The sequence below is a fragment of the Lentzea sp. NPDC020367 genome (genome assembly GCF_044387305.1).
Taxonomy (GTDB): domain Bacteria; phylum Actinomycetota; class Actinomycetes; order Mycobacteriales; family Pseudonocardiaceae; genus Lentzea.
This window is the reverse complement of the sequence record NZ_JBIRVV010000010.1, coordinates 191,692-209,055: the sequence shown is the minus strand read 5'-3', so window position 1 is coordinate 209,055 and position 17,364 is coordinate 191,692. Positions and strand designations below refer to the sequence as shown.

The 17,364-nt window shown below is 69.4% G+C and carries 20 protein-coding genes; 11 read left to right on the top strand and 9 right to left on the bottom strand.

Annotation, left to right across the window (positions count from 1 at the left end; translation table 11 throughout):
• Positions 1-2 precede the first annotated feature (2 nt).
• The 3 genes from ACH413_RS34575 to ACH413_RS34565 all read left to right on the top strand — a co-directional run bounded on the left by ACH413_RS34575 (position 3) and on the right by ACH413_RS34565 (position 1,867).
• Positions 3-1,253: an MFS transporter gene (locus tag ACH413_RS34575; RefSeq protein ID WP_360045650.1), complete on the top strand. Its 1,251-nt coding sequence runs from the start codon at positions 3-5 to the stop codon at positions 1,251-1,253.
• A gap of 4 nt (positions 1,254-1,257) precedes the next feature.
• Positions 1,258-1,464, top strand: coding sequence for an MbtH family NRPS accessory protein (locus ACH413_RS34570; protein ID WP_360045652.1), 207 nt, complete (start codon positions 1,258-1,260; stop codon positions 1,462-1,464).
• A 112-nt stretch (positions 1,465-1,576) separates the two neighbouring features.
• Positions 1,577-1,867, top strand: coding sequence for a DUF4342 domain-containing protein (locus ACH413_RS34565; protein ID WP_360045654.1), 291 nt, complete (start codon positions 1,577-1,579; stop codon positions 1,865-1,867).
• A 61-nt stretch (positions 1,868-1,928) separates the two neighbouring features.
• Here ACH413_RS34565 and ACH413_RS34560 read toward each other — a convergent pair whose 3' ends face one another.
• Positions 1,929-2,276: a hypothetical protein gene (locus ACH413_RS34560; protein ID WP_360045656.1), complete on the bottom strand. Its 348-nt coding sequence runs from the start codon at positions 2,274-2,276 to the stop codon at positions 1,929-1,931.
• 308 nt (positions 2,277-2,584) lie between these two features.
• On the opposite strand from ACH413_RS34560, the gene ACH413_RS34555 reads away from it, so the two are divergent.
• Positions 2,585-3,283, top strand: coding sequence for a glycoside hydrolase family 11 protein (locus tag ACH413_RS34555; protein ID WP_396425421.1), 699 nt, complete (start codon positions 2,585-2,587; stop codon positions 3,281-3,283).
• 62 nt (positions 3,284-3,345) lie between these two features.
• On the opposite strand, the gene ACH413_RS34550 is transcribed toward ACH413_RS34555, so the two are convergent.
• Entirely contained in the window at positions 3,346-4,008 is a 663-nt protein-coding gene (locus ACH413_RS34550; protein WP_360045658.1) for a TetR/AcrR family transcriptional regulator, read from the bottom strand.
• 101 nt (positions 4,009-4,109) lie between these two features.
• Here ACH413_RS34550 and ACH413_RS34545 point away from each other — a divergent pair, with 101 nt between their 5' ends.
• Together ACH413_RS34545 and ACH413_RS34540 are read left to right on the top strand one after the other, a co-directional pair.
• The gene (locus ACH413_RS34545; RefSeq protein ID WP_360045660.1) at positions 4,110-4,592 is read left to right on the top strand and encodes a nuclear transport factor 2 family protein; all 483 of its coding nucleotides are present in this window, start codon (positions 4,110-4,112) and stop codon (positions 4,590-4,592) included.
• A gap of 125 nt (positions 4,593-4,717) precedes the next feature.
• Positions 4,718-6,649 carry a glycoside hydrolase family 44 protein gene (locus ACH413_RS34540; RefSeq protein ID WP_360045662.1) on the top strand — a complete coding sequence of 644 codons (1,932 nt, stop codon included), beginning with the start codon at positions 4,718-4,720 and terminating at the stop codon, positions 6,647-6,649.
• 136 nt (positions 6,650-6,785) lie between these two features.
• Here ACH413_RS34540 and ACH413_RS34535 read toward each other — a convergent pair whose 3' ends face one another.
• Together ACH413_RS34535 and ACH413_RS34530 are read right to left on the bottom strand one after the other, a co-directional pair.
• Entirely contained in the window at positions 6,786-7,175 is a 390-nt protein-coding gene (locus tag ACH413_RS34535) for an HPF/RaiA family ribosome-associated protein (protein WP_360045664.1), read from the bottom strand.
• A gap of 96 nt (positions 7,176-7,271) precedes the next feature.
• Positions 7,272-8,126 (bottom strand): LysR family transcriptional regulator, encoded by an 855-nt coding sequence (locus tag ACH413_RS34530; RefSeq protein ID WP_360045666.1) that lies wholly within the window; start codon positions 8,124-8,126, stop codon positions 7,272-7,274.
• Positions 8,127-8,196: 70 nt separating this feature from the next.
• On the opposite strand from ACH413_RS34530, the gene ACH413_RS34525 reads away from it, so the two are divergent.
• Positions 8,197-9,096 (top strand): DMT family transporter, encoded by a 900-nt coding sequence (locus tag ACH413_RS34525; protein WP_360045668.1) that lies wholly within the window; start codon positions 8,197-8,199, stop codon positions 9,094-9,096.
• Here ACH413_RS34525 and ACH413_RS34520 read toward each other — a convergent pair.
• Both ACH413_RS34520 and ACH413_RS34515 read right to left on the bottom strand, forming a co-directional pair.
• Positions 9,062-9,787 (bottom strand): sugar isomerase domain-containing protein, encoded by a 726-nt coding sequence (locus ACH413_RS34520; protein ID WP_360045670.1) that lies wholly within the window; start codon positions 9,785-9,787, stop codon positions 9,062-9,064. The two genes, ACH413_RS34525 and ACH413_RS34520, sit on opposite strands and share 35 nt — an antisense overlap.
• 96 nt (positions 9,788-9,883) lie before the next feature.
• The gene (locus ACH413_RS34515) at positions 9,884-10,717 is read right to left on the bottom strand and encodes an enoyl-CoA hydratase/isomerase family protein (RefSeq protein ID WP_360045672.1); all 834 of its coding nucleotides are present in this window, start codon (positions 10,715-10,717) and stop codon (positions 9,884-9,886) included.
• A gap of 106 nt (positions 10,718-10,823) precedes the next feature.
• On the opposite strand from ACH413_RS34515, the gene ACH413_RS34510 reads away from it, so the two are divergent.
• Positions 10,824-11,234 carry a helix-turn-helix domain-containing protein gene (locus ACH413_RS34510; protein WP_360045674.1) on the top strand — a complete coding sequence of 137 codons (411 nt, stop codon included), beginning with the start codon at positions 10,824-10,826 and terminating at the stop codon, positions 11,232-11,234.
• Here the strand turns inward: ACH413_RS34510 and ACH413_RS34505 are convergent.
• On the bottom strand, positions 11,201-12,493 hold the full coding sequence (locus ACH413_RS34505; RefSeq protein WP_360045676.1) for an MFS transporter: 1,293 nt from the start codon (positions 12,491-12,493) through the stop codon (positions 11,201-11,203). The two genes, ACH413_RS34510 and ACH413_RS34505, sit on opposite strands and share 34 nt — an antisense overlap.
• A gap of 54 nt (positions 12,494-12,547) precedes the next feature.
• Here ACH413_RS34505 and ACH413_RS34500 point away from each other — a divergent pair, with 54 nt between their 5' ends.
• Positions 12,548-13,270 (top strand): helix-turn-helix transcriptional regulator, encoded by a 723-nt coding sequence (locus ACH413_RS34500; protein WP_360045678.1) that lies wholly within the window; start codon positions 12,548-12,550, stop codon positions 13,268-13,270.
• A gap of 20 nt (positions 13,271-13,290) precedes the next feature.
• Here ACH413_RS34500 and ACH413_RS34495 read toward each other — a convergent pair whose 3' ends face one another.
• Positions 13,291-13,947 carry a response regulator transcription factor gene (locus tag ACH413_RS34495; RefSeq protein WP_360045680.1) on the bottom strand — a complete coding sequence of 219 codons (657 nt, stop codon included), beginning with the start codon at positions 13,945-13,947 and terminating at the stop codon, positions 13,291-13,293.
• Entirely contained in the window at positions 13,944-15,086 is a 1,143-nt protein-coding gene (locus ACH413_RS34490; RefSeq protein ID WP_360045682.1) for a sensor histidine kinase, read from the bottom strand. The genes ACH413_RS34495 and ACH413_RS34490 overlap by 4 nt, the downstream gene beginning before the upstream one ends.
• 162 nt (positions 15,087-15,248) lie before the next feature.
• On the opposite strand from ACH413_RS34490, the gene ACH413_RS34485 reads away from it, so the two are divergent.
• Together ACH413_RS34485 and ACH413_RS34480 are read left to right on the top strand one after the other, a co-directional pair.
• The gene (locus tag ACH413_RS34485; RefSeq protein ID WP_360045684.1) at positions 15,249-15,731 is read left to right on the top strand and encodes a DUF6326 family protein; all 483 of its coding nucleotides are present in this window, start codon (positions 15,249-15,251) and stop codon (positions 15,729-15,731) included.
• A 142-nt stretch (positions 15,732-15,873) separates the two neighbouring features.
• Complete coding sequence (locus tag ACH413_RS34480) at positions 15,874-17,358, top strand: family 43 glycosylhydrolase (RefSeq protein WP_360045686.1); 1,485 nt, start codon at positions 15,874-15,876, stop codon at positions 17,356-17,358.
• Positions 17,359-17,364: the final 6 nt, after the last annotated feature.

The window sequence follows — 17,364 nt, the reverse complement described above, 5'->3', positions numbered from 1 at the left end:
CCATGACCGTTCCGTTGTCCCGCAACCGCGACTACCGGCTGCTGTGGATCAGCCAGGCGCTGTCGGCGTCGGGGTTCAGCGCGTCGATGATCGCCTTCCCGCTGCTGGTGCTCGCCCTCACCGGGTCGCCGGCGACGACCGGGCTGGTGCTGGGCGTCGAGGCGGCGGCCCAGGTCGTGGTGGGACTCCCCGGCGGCGCCCTGGTGGATCGCTGGAACCGCAAGAAGATCATGCTCGCGGCCGAGGCGACGCAGGCACTGGCCGTCGCCAGCCTGGTTCTGGCGCTCTGGCTGGACGTGCTGGGCGTGGCGCACATCGTGGTGGTGGCGGCGTTGATGGGCGTGTGCAACGGCCTGTTCGGGCCGGCCGAAAGCGCCGCGCTGGTGAAGATCGTGCCGCAGGAGCAGCTGGCGACGGCACTGGCGATGAACTCCGCCCGCGGCGCGGTGGGGCAGCTGTCGGGCACGGCGCTGGGCGGTTTCCTCTTCGCGGTCGGAAGGCTGGTGCCGTTCGCGTTCAACGTGCTCACGCACACGATCTCGTTCGTGGCGTTGCTGTTCGTGCGCGTGCCTCGCTCCGAAGTCGAGCAGCGGCCGGACAGCCATCTGGGCAAGGAGATGGCCGAGGGCCTGCGCTGGGTCTGGCGGCAACGGCACGTGCGGGTCACGGTGCTGTGCGCGGTGAGCCTCAACTTCCTGTTCAGCGCCTACTACATCGTCATCATCGTGCTGGTCTCCGGCCGGGGTGTCTCCTCGGGCGAGATCGGCGTCATGGCGGCGATGCTCGGCGTGGGTGGCATCTGCGGCGCTCTGCTCGCGCCGTACCTGCACCGGGCGATGAGCCCGTACGCGTCGATCATCGTGGTGTTCTGGGCGCTGGCGGTGCTCACCCCGGTGGCGGTGTTCATCGACAACGGCCTGCTGATGGGGGCGTTGTTCTTCGCGATGGCCCTGCTGCCGCCGACCGCGAACACGACGATCAACACCTACCAGCTCCTGCTCACCCCCGATCGCCTGCGCGGCCGGCTGAGCGGGGTGATGGGGATGATCTCCGGCGTGTCCGCCGCGGCCGGTCCCGCGTTCGGCGGCCTGCTCGTGCAGGCGGTGGCCGGCACCTACGCGGTCCTGCTGATCGCCGCCGCAATCGCGGTGATCGCGGTCATCACGACCCTGAGTCCCACCATGCGCTCGTTCCCGCGCGAGGAGACCCTCGCCGCGGACGCACCGGAATCCGAAACGACGAAAGGACGATGAACAAGTGGACGAGGACATCAAGTACCAGGTCCTGATCAACGACGAAGAGCAGTACTCGCTCTGGCCTGTGGACCAGGACGTCCCCGCCGGATGGCGCAGCACCGGCACCGAAGGGACCAAGGACCACTGCATGTCCTATGTGGACGAGGTGTGGACGGACATGCGCCCGCGCAGCCTCCGCGAGCGGATGGCGGCCGGTCAGCAGGACTGATACCGCAGCACGACTACTCCTGAGGGAGTAAGTCATGCGGAACCCTGATGGCAGGTGCCCGGCCTCGGGCAGGCTGGCGTCGTACCGGTATGTCCGCAGTTGGAGGAGAGACATGAGCGAACCCAGGCCCGACTCCGCCCGCGCGGCCGTCGACTCGGTGGTCGACGCCGTGCGCGGGCTGGTCGACGAGGGCATCAACCGCCGCGTGGTGGTGCGGGACAGCAGGAACGACGTGCTGCTGGAGGTCCCGGTGGCCCTTGGACTGGTCGCGGCGTTCGCAGCTCCGGTGGCCACGACCATCGGCGCGGGTCTCGCGCTGGTCGGCAAGTGCGGGATCAAGATCGAGGACCGCCGCGAGCCTGGTGAGGAGCCCGCGACGACGGTCGAGCCAGAACAGGTCTAGGTCCTGGCGGGCATCGCGTCGTCCAGCGGCGCGGGACGACCACCGAACCGGCCTTCGCGGATCAGTCTGCGAGGCCGGGCAGGTGGTAGCCGGAGTGGTCGTCCCACTCGATCTCGTAGTCGTCGAGGGTGAAGGTCCAGTCCGCGTCGGTCACCGCGCTGCGCAGCGCGGTGACCGCGGACAGCCAGTGCACCAGCGACGGGACCGCCCGCTCATCCGCGGCGGGCAGCTTGGTCGACCCGTCGAGCACCGTTCCCGGCTCCAGCCGGTCGTAGAGGTGCAGACCCTCTTCTTCCAAGGAGAACGGCGCGCTCGCGTTGTAGGTGCCGACGACCTGGCCGACCGCCGTGATCTCAGCGTTGGTCAGCGGCGCCGCGCGGCGAGCTGTGTAGTAGAGAGAGACGCCCACGCGGGCAACCATAGCCGGGGTCGTCGTCACCCCGCTGACGTTCGACGACTAAATCTTCAGCTCGATCCAAAACGTGCCGTCGAACAATTCGATTGATTCGACTTGTTTGATGGACATAAAAGCAGCCTGCTATAACCGGTGCGGGTTCGCGACAACGTTTCGAAACTTCTCGGCAACCTTACGGAGTCGGCCCGGCACTGCTAGTGTCCGAATCGACGGCGGCCGTCATCGCGATCACCATTCACTCGCACGAGTCGCTTCGTGCTGCCTGGCCGCCGTGCCAACCTCGATGACGAGGAGTACCGCATATGGCTAAAAGCAATTTCCGACCGTCGAGCCGCAAACGCGGCCGTGTCGCACTGCTCGTCAGCGGCGCCTGCACCGCGCTGGTCATGGCGCTGACGCCTGTTGTGGCCGGTGCTGATGTCGGTGCCGCCGCGACGTGCTCGAGCCAGACGGGCAACAACGGCGGTTACTACTTCTCCTTCTGGACCGACGGCGGCGGCCGGGTCTGCATGGACTTCGGCTCCGGCGGCAACTACAGCACCTCGTGGAGCAATGTCGGCAACTTCGTCGGCGGCAAGGGCTGGAGCAACGGTTCGCGGCGGACGGTGAACTATTCCGGAAGCTTCAACCCGTCCGGCAACGCCTATCTGACCCTGTACGGGTGGACGTCGAACCCGCTGGTCGAGTACTACATCGTCGACAACTGGGGCAACTACCGGCCCACCGGCACCTACAAGGGCACGGTCACCACCGACGGCGGCACGTACGACATCTACCAGACGATGCGGTACAACGCGCCTTCCGTCGAAGGCAACAACAAGACGTTCCCGCAGTTCTGGAGCGTCCGGCAGCAAAGGCGGACCGGTGGATCCATCACCACCGGCAACCACTTCGACGCGTGGAGCCGCGCCAACATGCGGCTCGGCAACTTCAGCTACTACATGATCCTCGCGACCGAGGGATACCAGAGCAGCGGCAACTCCAACATCACGGTGAGGTGAGCGCCTGCTCCTGATCACGCGCTGTCCTGGGAGGGCTCGGGTCCTCTCAGGACAGCGCTCGGTCAGGGCGAGTCGCCTCGGACCGCGGGCAGGCCGGCTGCGGTCGCCGCGACGAAGCGCTGCAGCGTCGGACGGAACGGCGGGAACACCGCCGCGATCCCGGGCTCGCGGGCGTAGAGCTCGGCCAGCGCCGGTGGCGGCTGGGACAGGGGATACAACCTGCCGACGAACGCGCCCGCGGCGAACACCACGGACGAGCCGTCTCGGCCGGTCAGCTCCGGGCACACGGCCATGATCTGCTCGCCGACCCGCGCGTACATGTCGATGGCCCAGAGCTTGTACGTGTGCAGCACCTCGAGCGAGACGTTGTGCTCCAGCATGGTCTCGGCGTGACCGATGAGGTCGCAGTACAGGGGTCGCTCGGCGAAGGAGTCCGCCAGCGCGGAGGCCATGTGGTCGATGCCGGAGGCGTCCCCGAGCCGGTCTCGCACCGCGTCGGCCCAGTCCGTGCCGTCGCGCATGGTGAGCTGCAGATAGATCTCTTCGCGGGTGCCGAAGTAGCGCAGGACGTTGGACTTCACCAGGCCGACGGCGGCCGCGATGTCACCCAGGCTGACCTGGGCCACGCCCTTGGCCGTGGCGAGGTCGCGGGCGGCCGCGAGGATCGTCTCCCGCCGCTGCTCCTTCTGGTCCGGGCGCCGTGCCCGCCGGAACGACGCTTCCATGGTGAAAGGCACTCTACCAGGAGGTTTTGTTAAAAGTACGGTGTTCCTTTATCGTCTGCCTGGTCAGCACCACACCCCTGCGCGGCCGGAGGCCACGACTCATGACCCAGCAGCAGCGCTCCCTGTCCGCGACGGTCGACGAGTTCGTCGACGCCTTCAACGTCAACGACCTCGACCGCGTCATGGCCTTCTTCGCCGACGACGCCGAGTACGAGCCGGGCGACGGCGCGAAGCACCGGGGCAAAGCCGCGATTCGCGCGGAGTTCGCGCCCCAGTTCGCCGGCAGGTACGGCGCGATGCGCTTCGACGTGCACGACAAGCTCGTCGACGAGTCCGGACGACGCGCGGCGATCCGCTGGGCGTGCCGGATCGACGTCTCCGGGCAGCACGGCCGCGGCGTCTACCCGCTGCTGCGGTTGCTCGGGCTCCTGCGGCACGGCCCGCGCATGGTCTGGCAGGGAATGGACGTCTTCCACTTCGACGCGGACGGCTCGATCACCGGCAAGTACTCCTACGCGAACTTCAAGGTCCCGCCGATGAAGCGCGACAGGGGAGAGCCGTGGACCGCTGCCGCGTCCAGGTGACTCCGCGGCGGAAATGCCGATGATCGGGTGAACACATTCATCCGAATTCGGTCTTCGACTCGAACGCCGTCGATTCGACCTGTTCGTGCTTGACGCTTTGTGCGTTTCCGGCGACCGTCCTGTGGATGCGGCAATGGGGGAAAGCGCGTTCGATCACGGCCACTGGCTCGGCGGCGTTGCTCGTGGCCGCGACGTTCACGGTCCAGGCGGCCACGAGCGCCACGGCGGCGGCCGCCGGGCCCGAGCTGTCGGTGGACGTGTCCGCCGCCCGGCACGCGATCAGTCCCGGCGTCTACGGCCTGAACGGCGGCGACCCGGCGTTCAACGCCGAGATCGGCCAGTCGGTGGCGCGCTGGGGCGGCAACGCGTCCAGCCGCTACAACTTCAAGAACCACACGTACAACACCGGCAGCGACTGGTACTTCGAGAACATCGTCGCCGACGAGCAGCACACCCTCGAGTGGATGGTCGGGTCCAACCTCGACCGCGGCATCAAACCGGTCGTCACCGTGCCGATGGTCGGCTGGGTGGCCAAGGACTCGCCCTCGTCGCACCCGTTCGCGTGCGGTTTCCCGGCGACCAGGTACCCGCAGCAGGACGGCTTCGACGAGTGGGACCCCAACTGCGGCAACGGTCTGCTCAACGGGACGAACCTCGCCGGCGTGCCCGCGGACACCTCGGTCAGGGCCGACGCGGCGTTCGCCGGCGAGATGGTGTCGCACCTGGTGAGCAGGTTCGGCACGGCGGCGCAAGGCGGCGTGCCGATCTACGAGCTCGACAACGAGCCGGTGCTGTGGGCCCACACGCATCGCGACGTGCACCCCGAGCTGGTCTCGTACGACGAACTGGGAAGCAAGGGCACGGCGACCGCCGCGGCGATCAAGGCCGCCGACCCCGGCGCCGCGGTCCTCGGCCCGTCCGGCTGGGGGTACTGCGAGTGGGTCGCGTCCGGTGTGGACGGTTGCGGGCCCGGCGCCGACTCGGCCGCGCACGGCGGGCTGAACCTCTCGCAGTGGTACCTGAAGAACATGAAGGACTACAGCGATGCCCACGGAGGTAAGCGTTTCCTCGACTACTTCGACCAGCACTTCTACCCGCAGATCGGCGGCGGCAAGGACCCCGAGTCCAACGCGCTGCGGCTGCGGTCCACGAGGTCGTTGTGGGACCCCACCTACGTCGAGGAGTCCTGGATCGGCCCCGGCGGGGTCAACGCGCCGCCGCTGCAGTTCATCCGCACCATGAAGTCGTGGATCGACCAGTACAACCCCGGCACCAAGACCGCGATCACCGAGTACAACTGGGGCGCGCTCGACGACATCAACGGAGCGCTGACACAGGCCGACGTCCTCGGCATCTTCGGCCGCGAAGGCCTCGACCTCGCCACGATGTGGGGCGAGCCCAAGCCGACCGATCCGGGCGCGTACGCGTTCCGGATGTACCGCAACTACGACGGCGCGGGCAGCCGGTTCGGCGACGTCAGCGTCTCGGCGACCTCCGCCGACCAGGGCCGGCTAGCGGTGTACGCGGCACAGCGCTCGTCCGACGACGCGCTGACCGTCATGGTCGTCAACAAGACCGGCGAGGACCTGACGTCACCGCTGTCGACGGCCGGGTTCGACGGAACCGTTGCGGCACAACGGTTCACCTACGGCCCGGCGAACCTGAGCGCGATCGTGCGCGGCGTCGATCTCCCGGTGAACGACGGTCGTGTCGACGCGACGTATCCGGCGAACTCCATCACGCTGCTGGTGCTGCCGCCCGCGGGGTGTTCGGCGAGCCTGCACGTCAACGGCGACTGGAGCACCGGACACGTCGCGACGGTGACCGTCACCAACGAGCGCCACACGGCGATGGCCGGGTGGCGGGTCAGCTGGACGTGGCCGGGCGGCCAGCAGGTCACGAACTCGTGGAGCACCACCCTGAAGCAGGACGGCGCCAGCGTGGTCGCCGCGGACGCAGGGTGGAACGGCTCCATAGGCGCGGGCGGCAGCACCACGTTCGGGTTCCAGGCCACGGGCAGAGCGGCCGCGCCGACGTTGCACTGCACCCCGGCCTGAGGCGTGATCGACCAATGTCGGCGACACCGCAGCCGTTCCGCAGCATGCAAAAGCCACTCGCCGAGCAGCACTCCACCGGTTCGGTGGAGTGCCGCTCGGCGAGTGGCGATGGGGCCTGCAGCGCCGTGCCGCCTTGTCAGGTCCGAGGCTCGTCCTCGATCACGCCGACCAGCTCAGGGTCTTCCGGAGCGGGCATGTGACGGATGCTGTCACTGCCCTTGTGGTCGTGGGCACGGGTGTAGCGGGAATCCAGCACCCTTCCCAGCTTGTGCGCCGCCCCGGCGTACGCGTCGTCCACGGTGGTCGCGTGGTGGGTGACCGCGACCGGCTGCTTGCCACCAGGCCGCGCCTCGATGACGCACTTCTTGTCCTCGGGCTTGCCGCCCCCGTCCTCGCTGAGGTGCACCTCCACCCGGGTCAACCATCCGCTGAACCGGGACAGGCTGTTCTCCAGGTCTGTGGTCACAAAGGCGGCCAGTCGTTCGCCACCGTGGATGTTGTGGTCGGTGTTGACCTGGACCTGCATGAGCACCCTCCAGAACGGGACGGAATGATCCTGATCGATACCACCGGAGCGGCCGGCTCAAACGCGGCCGCGACACCGGCGAGCTCCTGACGGCTGTCACGACGGGACACGGGTCGAGTCGACCAGTGCGGTGACGGCTGGATGCCACCCGCGGTCGGCGGGTCCGCTGAGGACGAGCCGGCGTGCCAGCCGCTCGCGCAACGGCACCAGCACCAGGTCGGGCGGCAGCATCGACGCCACCAGGCCGGGCACCATCGACACGCCGACACCGGCGCGGACCATGGCGAGCAGCGTGCCCAGTTCGCGCACCCGGTGCCGCGGGGTGAACGGGTGGTCGGCGTGCGCCTGCCGCACGTAGTGCTCGCAGCCGCCACAGGACAGCAGGAACGGGTCGTCGGCCAGGTCGGTCACGTCGACGTGCGGGAGCGTCGCCAGTGGGTGGTCGGCGCGCAGCAGGGCGTGGAAGGCGTCCTCGCCGACCAGCGAGCCCGCACCGGCCGGCGGGTCGACCAGGACGGCGATATCGACCGTGCCGCCCGCCAGCCACTCGGCGACCTCGTCGTCCTCGCCCTCGAACACCCGGACCCGCACGTGCGGCAACTCCACCCGCCACCGAGCGAGCAGGTCGGGCAGCAGGCCCTGGCACACGCTCGGCGGCGCGCCGAGCCGGACCGTGCCACGCACGCCGCCACGCTTGCGCTCGGCCAGGTCGGTGATCGCCGCGGACGCGGCCACCGCGGCACGGGCGTGCGCCAGGACCTCCTCGCCGAACGGGGTCGGCACAGCGCGTCCACGGCGGGACAGCACGGGGTGGCCGAGCGTGCGTTCGAGCGCGGCTACCGCGTGCGAGACCGCGGACTGGGTGAGGCCGAGGGTGTCCGCGGCGGCGCCGAAGCCGCCCTCGTCGACGACGGCGAGGAACGAGCGCAGCTGGGCGAAGTTCAGGGCCATGAGCGCCTCTCATGCTCGACCAACTCGTACTTGTTGGACTCATGATGCCTCGCCGGGCGATGCTCGCGCGGTGGGAGCGACTGGGAAGTTCGTGCTGCTGTCCGCGATCTGGGGCAGCAGCTTTGCGTTGATCAAGGTGGCCGTGGACGCGAGTGTGCCGCCGGTGCAGGTCGCGCTGGCTCGCTGTCTGTTCGGTGCGTTGGCGCTGTGGGTGATCTGCGCCGCGCAAGGCGCGACCGTGCCGCGCGACCCGCGCACGTGGGGACACGCGGCGGTGGTCGCGGTGCTGCTCAACTCGGTGCCGTTCACGTTGCTCGCGTTCGGCGAGTCCAAAGTGGACTCGGTGCTGGCGGGCGTGTTGAACGCGACGACGCCGTTGACGACGCTGGCGTTCGCGCTGCTGATCGTGCCGGGGGAGCGGGTGACCCGGACACGGCTCGCAGGGCTGCTGCTCGGCTTTTCCGGCGTGCTGGTGCTGCTCGGGGTGTGGCGCGGCCTGGACGGTGACCTGCTCGCGGGCGGGCTCGCCTGCCTGGCCGCCACCACGTGTTACGGCGCGGGGTTCGCCTACACGCGGCGGTTCTTCTCCGGCGGGCCGCACCGGGCGAGCGCGTTGTCCGCCGTGCAGATCACCTGCGCCACCGTCCAACTGGGACTGTTCGCCCCGGTCCTCTCCGGACCGCCGGTGTGGCCGGGAGTGCACGTCATGCTCGCGTTGGTGCTGCTGGGCGCCTTGGGGACGGGGTACGCCTACGTGCTCAACCTGGACCTGATCCGTGAAGCAGGTCCCACCGTCGCGGCCACGGTCACCTACGTGACGCCGTTGTGGTCGACCGCGTTGGGCGTCGTGCTGCTGGCCGAGCCGGTGGGGTGGAACACGTTCGCGGGCGGGGTGCTGGTGATCGGCGGAATCCTGCTCGCCCGGCGCCGCGCTGCTAGAGCATCGGCACCTGTGTCCGGTAGCGGCTGAGGTGCTTCTCGTTGGCGCTGTCGCCGTCGGGGAGGTTGGAGCTCTGCCAGAGGGGGACGGGGACGTTGGCGGCGTCGGCCAGTGTGGTCAGGCGGACCAGCAGGAGGTTCCACAGGTAGATGAAGCAGAGGGTGGAGAGGCCGGCGGTGGCTCCGCTGGCGGTGGGGAACACGGCGTCGCCGGGCGGAATGTCGGTGTCCAGCACGACATCGGCCAGGTCGCCCAGTTTGGCGAAGGATCGTGCGGGGGCGTTGTCCATGTGGGGCTTGGAGACGACCGCGACGACGTAGGCTCCGCGCTGCTTGAGTTCCTGGGCGAGTTCGACGGGGACGGCGTTGATGCCGGAGTTCGAGAAGATGACCGCGACGTCGCCCGGCTGGACCTGGGCCTGCGCCGTCAGCGTCGCGGCCAGGCCGGGGACGCGTTCCAGTTGGGTGCTGGCCTTCGCGTTCTGCAGGGGCAGCAGTCCGGGGTGGAACAACGGACGCACGCAGGCCAGCCCGCCGGCGCGGTAGAAGCTCTCCAGGACTGCGGCCAGGCCGTGTCCCGTGGCTGCGGTGTGCACGAGTCGGTCGGTGCGGACGACGTCGAGAAGGCGGCCGGCCACCTCGTCGAGGACGGCGTTGTTGCGCTCCTCGAGCAGGCGGAGGTGCTCGCGCACCGCGGCGCCGAAGTCGCTGAGAAAGTCCACAGGTGCTCCTCGTGCTCAGACGGCAGGTCGCTGATCGCGCATGGTCTAGACCAAATGTACCTCGTCGGTCCGGATCGCAGAGGACTGTCGTGGGGGTCAGCCGGTGATGGTGCGCATCAGCGCTTCGAGGTCGCGTTCGCCTTCGCGTGTCTGGACCCCGTTCGGCAACGCCGCGTCCATCAGCTTCCGCACGGCGGGCGATTCGACCTGGGACGCCCAGGCGTCGTGCTCGCGCTGGTATCCGGCGGTGAGGTCGTCGGCGGGCAGGGCGCGCTTCACCGCGGCGATGACCCCTTCGGGTAGCGCGGCGATGTTGCGGGCGATCCGGTCGACGAAACCACGCAGCTCGGCGGCGGGGACGGCGCGGTTGATCCAGCCGTAGGCGGCGGCGGTCTCGGCGTCGAACAGGTCGGCGGCCAGGACGATCTCCAGGGCGCGGTTGCGCCCGACTCGTTCGCGCAGGTACTGCGTGCCGCCGCCACCGGGAACGATCCCCATGAGCGCCTCGATCTGGCCGAGCCCGGCGGTCTCGGCCGCGGCGAAGGCCATGTCCGCGGCCGCGACGAACTCCGCGCCACCGCCGCGGGCCTTGCCCGCGAGCTCGACGATCGTCACCTGGGGCTGGTGGCGCAGCAGCTCGCCGACGGCCTGGAACACGTTGACACCCGCCGGAGCGGCCTTGGCGAGCTCGTCGAGGCCGTCCGCGTCCTCCAGGACCAGCATGTCGACGTGGGCGAGGAAGAACTCCGGGTCGGCGCTGGCGAAGACGATGACCCGGACCGACGGGTCGTCGCGGAACCCGTCGAGCAGGCTGCGCAGCTCCCGCATCATCGTCGTGCCGAGGACGTTCACCGGCGGGTTGTGCAGCACGACGCGGGCGACCCCTCGATCGGTGCTCACCCGCAGGGTCGAGTAGGGCTGTTCGGTCATCACGGATCCCCTGAGTTGCTGATCGGCCTGTAAGTTTGCGATGCATACCTACCCTGCTCAGCGCGGTGGTAAAGATCAAGAACGCACTTCGGGGGAACCAGAGATCATGAGGGGTACCTACCTGCTCGGCGAGGCCGCGAACGTCACCGGCGGCCAGGTCGTGTTCCGCTCGGACTGTCCCAGCAGGCCGATCCTCGACCAGATCGCGGACAAGTGGTCCATGATGATCATGGCGGTGCTGGAGCGGCCGACGCGGTTCAACGAGCTGATGCGCCGGTTGGAAGGGGTCACCCAGCGGGTGCTCACCCATTCGCTGCGGCGCCTGGAACGGAACGGGATGATCCGTCGCACCGTGCTTCCGACCTCACCGGTCGGTGTCGAGTACTCGCTGACGCCCTTGGGCGAGTCCCTGCGCGAGCCGTTCGGCCACCTCTACGCCTGGACCGTCGAGCACAGCGCTCAGATCCAGGGAGCCCAGCAGGCCTACGACGAAGGCGCGGGCCGCCGAGCAGGCTGACTGAGCACGTCAGGGGAGGGGTCACCCACGACGGCAGGTGCGTGCACGGCTTGGGCGTCGTAACGCCAGAACGGGCGCACGCACACGGCGGCGACGAGCACGACCGCGATGCAGAGCACCGCGGCGCCGGACCACGCGAGGGTGAAGGTGGTGGCTGCCGCCATGAACCCGGCGCGCAGGTCGCCCAGGCGCGGGCCTCCGTTCACGACCACGGTGAACACTCCCTGCAAGCGCCCGCGCAGGCGGTCCGGCACATAGGTCTGCAGGATCGCCTGCCGGTAGACGGCGCTGACGAAGTCCGCTGCGCCTGCGACGACCAGCAGGCCCACGACCGCCCAGAGGCTGTGCGCGAACCCCGCGACGGCGATCGCGGCCGACCAGATGACGACGGCGACCGTGAGCGCGACACCCTGCCTGCGCACACCGCCGATCCAGCCGCTCACCAGGCCGGCCAGGATCGACCCGATCGCGATCGCCGAGTACAGCGGGCCCACTCCGCCGTCGAACCGGGTCGCGGCGGCCTGGGGGAACAGGGCTTCCGGCGTCGCCAGCACCATCGCGGCGATGTCGACCGCGAACGACGTCATCAGCACCGGGTTGCCGCCCAGGAACCTCAGACCCTCCACAATGGAGCGAAGGCCGGGTTTCCCCAGCGCGTCGGCCACGCCGAACGACGGCAGGCGTGCGGCGGCGTGAAGGGAAGCGGTGAACAACACGGCGTCGGCGGCGTAGGCGTAGCTGAACCCGTTGGGCAGCTGCACGAGGAGACCGGCCAGAAGCGGCCCGAGCACCTGGCCCAGAGTGGACGCGGTGTAGCTCAACGCGTTGGCGGCCGGCACGAGATCGGCCGGCACGAGCAGCGGCAGGATCGCTCCGCGCGCGGACGCCGACACCGCGAAGCTGCCCGACTGCACGGCGACCAGTCCGAGGATCAGCACCGGCGAGCGGACGTCCGCCAGGCTCTGCGTCAGCAACGCGAGCGTGATGACCCACGACACCGAGGACGCGACCAGTGCCAGCTTGCGCCGGTCGACCGCGTCGGCGATCGCGCCTCCGTACAGGCCGAACACGACGACCGGCAGCAGGCCGACCAGGCCGCTGAGCCCGACGACGAGCGACGACCGCGTCAGGTCGTAGAGCTGCACCGGAACGGTGACGGCGGTGATCATCATGCCGACGACAGCGGTGCCCTGCCCGAGGAAGACGCGCCGGTAGGCGGGGATCGCGAGCGGCCGGGTGTCGGCGAGGAACCTTCCCATGCCGTCCACGGTGATCCACTGGCGGCTGGAAAACTTCCGATAAACTGCCGTGTCATGTCGCAATACCGCCATGAGGTCGCGGCCGGCACCGTGATCGAGCGGCATCGGCACGACGGCGACCATCAGCTCCTCTACGTCAGCAGCGGCATCTTCGCCACGACCACCGAGCACGGCACGTGGGTCGCCAGTGCTCAGCACGCGGTCTGGACGCCCGCGCAGACCTGGCACGAACACCGCGTCTACGGGCACACGTTGGTGCACCTGCTGCGATTCCCGTCAGGGGAAGTGCTGTTCCCCGGCGACCGCCCGACGGTGATCGCCGTGTCGAGCCTGCTGCGCGAGCTCCTGATGGCCTGCACCGAGGACGGCCTGCCCGACCGCGAGGTGCACCGCCTGCGCGCTGTGATCCGCGACCGCGTCCGCCGAGCAGACCTCGCGCCGCTGGAGCTGCCGACCGCTGTCGATCAACGCCTCGCGGACGCGTGCGCGCTGGTCACCAGCGATCTGAGCAGGCCACGCACGATCGGGTGGCTCGCCGCTCGCACCGGTACCAGCGACCGGCACCTCGCCCGGCTGTTCCGCGCCGAGTTCGGCACCACCTATCCCCAGTGGCGCACCAACGTCCGGGTGTTCCAGGCCATGGTCGAGCTCAACGGCGGCGCCACGGTCACCGAGACAGCACACCGCTGCGGCTGGGCCACGACCAGTGCGTTCGTCGACACGTTCGCCCGCGTGATGGGCCAGACGCCGGGGGCGTACCGCGCTGCGGTCGGGTGACCCGGCCATGCCGGTCCGGTTCAGCCCGCCACCCGGCCGGTGTCGTACGCCCACATCGCGATCTCGACCCTGTTCCGGGCGCCGATCTTGGTCAGCAGGCTGGCGACGTGGCTCTTGGCGGTCGTCAAACCGATGAACAGCTCGGCGGCGATCTCGGCGTTCGTGCGGCCACGGGCGACCAGCGTCAGCACCTCCTCCTCGCGTTCGGTGAGCGGCTCGATCGGTTGAGGCTGCCGGCTCGGCGGTTCCCTGGCGGAGAGGGTGGCCAGCAGCCGCCGGGTGATGTTCGGTGCGATCAGGGCATCGCCGCTGGCGGCGGCGTGGACGGCCTGGACGAGCAGCGCCGGTCCGGCGTCCTTGAGCAGAAAGCCTCGGGCGCCGGCCCGAAGCGCACCCTGGACGTACTCGTCGAGGTCGAACGTCGTGATCACCACTACCGCGATCGGGTCCGGGACGCCGCGCCCCGCAAGGCGCTTGGTCACCTCGATTCCGTCGAGCCCTGGCATCTGGATGTCGACCAGGCACACGTCGGGGCGGAGCCGCTGCGCCAGTTCGACGGCGGCGTGCCCGTCGGCGGCCTGGCCGACGACCTCGATGCCGGGCTGCGCGGCGAGGATCATCGACAGGCCGGTACGCACCAGATCCTGGTCGTCGGCCACCAGCACGCGCACCGTCATCGGCCTGTCTTCGTCGGCAGTTCGGCGTCGACCGTCCACCCGCGCTCGGGCGCCGGCCCGGCACGCAGCGTGCCGCCGAGCAGCTGCACGCGCTCGGTCATCCCCAGCAGCCCGAAGCCGCGGTTCACCGGCCGTGCCGGGTCGACCTGTCCGTCGTCGGTCACGCGGAGGCGCAGCCTTCCCGCGCCCTCCGCCACCCGGATCTCCACACGCGAGGCGTTGCGGGCGTGCCGCAGGGCGTTGGTCAGCGCCTCCTGTGCCAGCCGGTAGACCGCCGCGTCGACCTGGGGCGGAAGTTCGTCCAGGTCCTCCGGCAACTCCACGTCGACCACCGGGACCGGGGCGCGGCGAGCGAGGGACACCAGGTCGGCGACGCCGGACTGGGGCGCGTACTCCGCGGGCGCTCCGTCGCGCAGCACCCGGACCATCGCCCGCATCTCCACGAGCGTCCGCGACGCTTCCCCCTCGATGGCCGCCAGCGCCTCGAGCGCCGCTTCAGGACGCTGCCCGGCCATCGCCCGGCCTGCCTGCGCCTGCACGGCGATCGCCGAAATGTGGTGGGCGACGATGTCGTGCAGCTCGCGCGCGAGGCCGACCCGCTCCCGGCTGCGGCTCTGGTCCAACGCCCGGCGCCAGCTCTCGGCGCGGTAGCGCAACGCCGCTCCGGCCGCCGCCGACGCCGTCAGGACGGCGAACCCGCCGAAGACGTCGACCGGTCCGGTGTAGTCGGCGACCGTACCGATTCCGGCAGCCACCGCCACCACTGCCAGCCCGATCTCGATCTCGCGCCCTGAGCCCCAGCGGACCAGCGCGTAGACGAGCACCAGGAGGTAGACCATCGTGTCGAGGCCCACGCTCGGGGCCCCGCCCAGCAGGCTCGCCAGCCCCAACGCCGTCGCGGTGCCGAAGGCCACCACGACACAGACCAACGGGTGGGTGCGCCGCCACAGCAGCACCGGCGCGAGACCGACCGCCACCACCGTCGCCAACGGCCGCCAGGCGACGTCGGCGCGGAGGACTCCTTCGAGCAGCGCCGTCACCATCAACGCCCCGACCAGCACCCAGTCGCGCGACACCCGTGCCGGAGCGCCCAGGGCGCGGGGCTCGGTCAACAGCGAGCTCAGGGCGTTGGCGGTCACACGTCCAGCCTAGGTACCGCCGAGGCGCCGGGGACCAACCGAAAGAACGAGACGCCGCTTCTCCCAACGGCCAGTGCGGACCCGGCCTGGACGCCGATGTGCCTGTTGCCGGGCTCGGCGATCGTGGGCCTACCGGTCCTCACCACGACAACGGAGCCTGCGATGAGAACACGTCAAACCACCAAGCCCGTGCTGGAAGACCCGCGGATCCCGGTGAGAGCCAAGCTCGCCGCGGCGTGGACGAGCGTGATGTTCCTGTACGCCTACGTGGACATCATCGCCTTCTTCAAGCCCGGCGTCATCGATGACATCGAGGTCGGCGTCGTCTGGGAGTTCGACGTCAGCCAGACGTTGCTGACCACCTTCCTCGCGCTCATGGCGATCCCGATCCTCATGATCGTGCTGTCGATGACGTTGCCCGCCAGGGCGAACCGCGTCACGAACCTCGTCGTGGCCTCGGTGCAGATCCCCTACGCGGCGTTCAACGTGGTGGGCGAGACCTGGACGTTCTTCTACGGCCTGGGCATCGCACTGGAGTTGGTCCTTCTCGCCCTCGTCCTGCGGTACGCCTGGACCTGGCCCACCACCGCACCGTCGGCGACCGGCGCCGACAGGGAAACCGTTCGCGCCCGGCAGCAGGCGTGAACGGCTAGGAAGCCAGGAACCCGCCCGTCAAGGCGGGGCGGGTTCCGGCCTCCTCCTCCAGATCTGGACAGCCGCGCACGGAGAGTGATTGGATCGATGCACACAGTTTTACAACGTTGTAACCCTGCGGATTGGACGAGACGTGACGTCAAAGATCGTCTTAGCGGCCTTGGCCCTCTCACTGCTCGGCAGCGTGCCCGCTGTGGCCTCGTCCGCGGCGGCTGTGCCCGACTTCTCGACGGCGGAGGCCGGCAACCCGGTCGTGGACGGGTGGTACGCCGACCCGGACGTCGCGGTCTACGACAACAAGTACTGGGTCTTTCCCACGTCGTCGCGACCCTACGACGAGCAGACGTACCTCGACGCGTTCTCCTCGACCGACCTCGTGAACTGGACCAAGCACCCCAACGTCCTCACCACCGCGAACGTCTCCTGGGCACGCCGTGCCGTCTGGGCGCCCGCTCCCGTGCAGCGCAACGGCAAGTACTACCTGTACTTCGGCGCGAACGACATCCAGAGCAACTCCGAACTGGGCGGCATCGGCGTCGCGGTCGCCGACCGTCCGGAGGGCCCGTACCGGGACGCGATCGGCAAACCGTTGATCAGCCAGTTCGTCAACGGCGCGCAGCCCATCGACCAGGACGTGTTCATCGACACCGACGGTCAGGCGTACATGTACTACGGCGGCTGGGGACACGCCAACGTGGTCAAGCTCAACGCGGACATGACCAGCCTCGGCCGGCTCGCCGACGGCAGCACGTACAAGGAGATCACCCCGGCGAACTTCACCGAGGGTTCGCAGATGTTCAAGCGGAACGGCAAGTACTACTTCATGTGGTCCGAGGACGGCTGGACCGGACCGAACTACGCGGTGTCGTACGCGATCTCCGACTCTCCCACCGGACCGTTCACCAAGATCAGCCGCGTGCTGAGCCAGGACGCCGCCGTGGCAAGGGGTTCCGGCCACAACTCGGTGATCAACGTGCCCGGCACGGACATCTGGTACATCGTCTACCACCGGCGCCCGCTGAGCCGCTCGGGCGCCAACGACCGTCAGGTCGCCTATGACCGGATGACCTTCAACGCCGACGGCACCATCCAGCCGGTGACCATGCGGGTGAAGGACAACTTCGACGACAACAACGCCGTCGGCTGGACCACGCACGGCGGCACCTGGTCGGCGACCGGGGGCCGGTACGAGACCGGGACCTCGTTCGGCGGGAAGTCGTTGCTGGACACGAACTTCACGGACTTCGTGCAGGACGCCGACATCACCCCGAAGTCCGCCGCCGGCGACAGCGGGGTCGTGTTCCGCGTGACGCAGGCGACCACCGGGACGGACGCCTACCGCGGCTACTACGCCGGGATCACCGGCAGCGGACGGGTCGTGCTCGGCAAGGCCGACAACAACTGGACGCAGCTCGCGTCAGCCGCCGTGACCGTGCGGCCGAACACCCGGCACCACCTGCGGGTGGAGGCGATCGGCTCGGCCATCAAGGTGTACGTCGGCGACATGGCCACGCCGAAGATCTCCGTGACCGACACCAGCTTCTCCAGTGGTGCCAACGGTGTGCGCGTCTTCAACACGGCTGCGGGCTTCGACGACTTCGCGGTCGCGCACCGGTGACGGGTG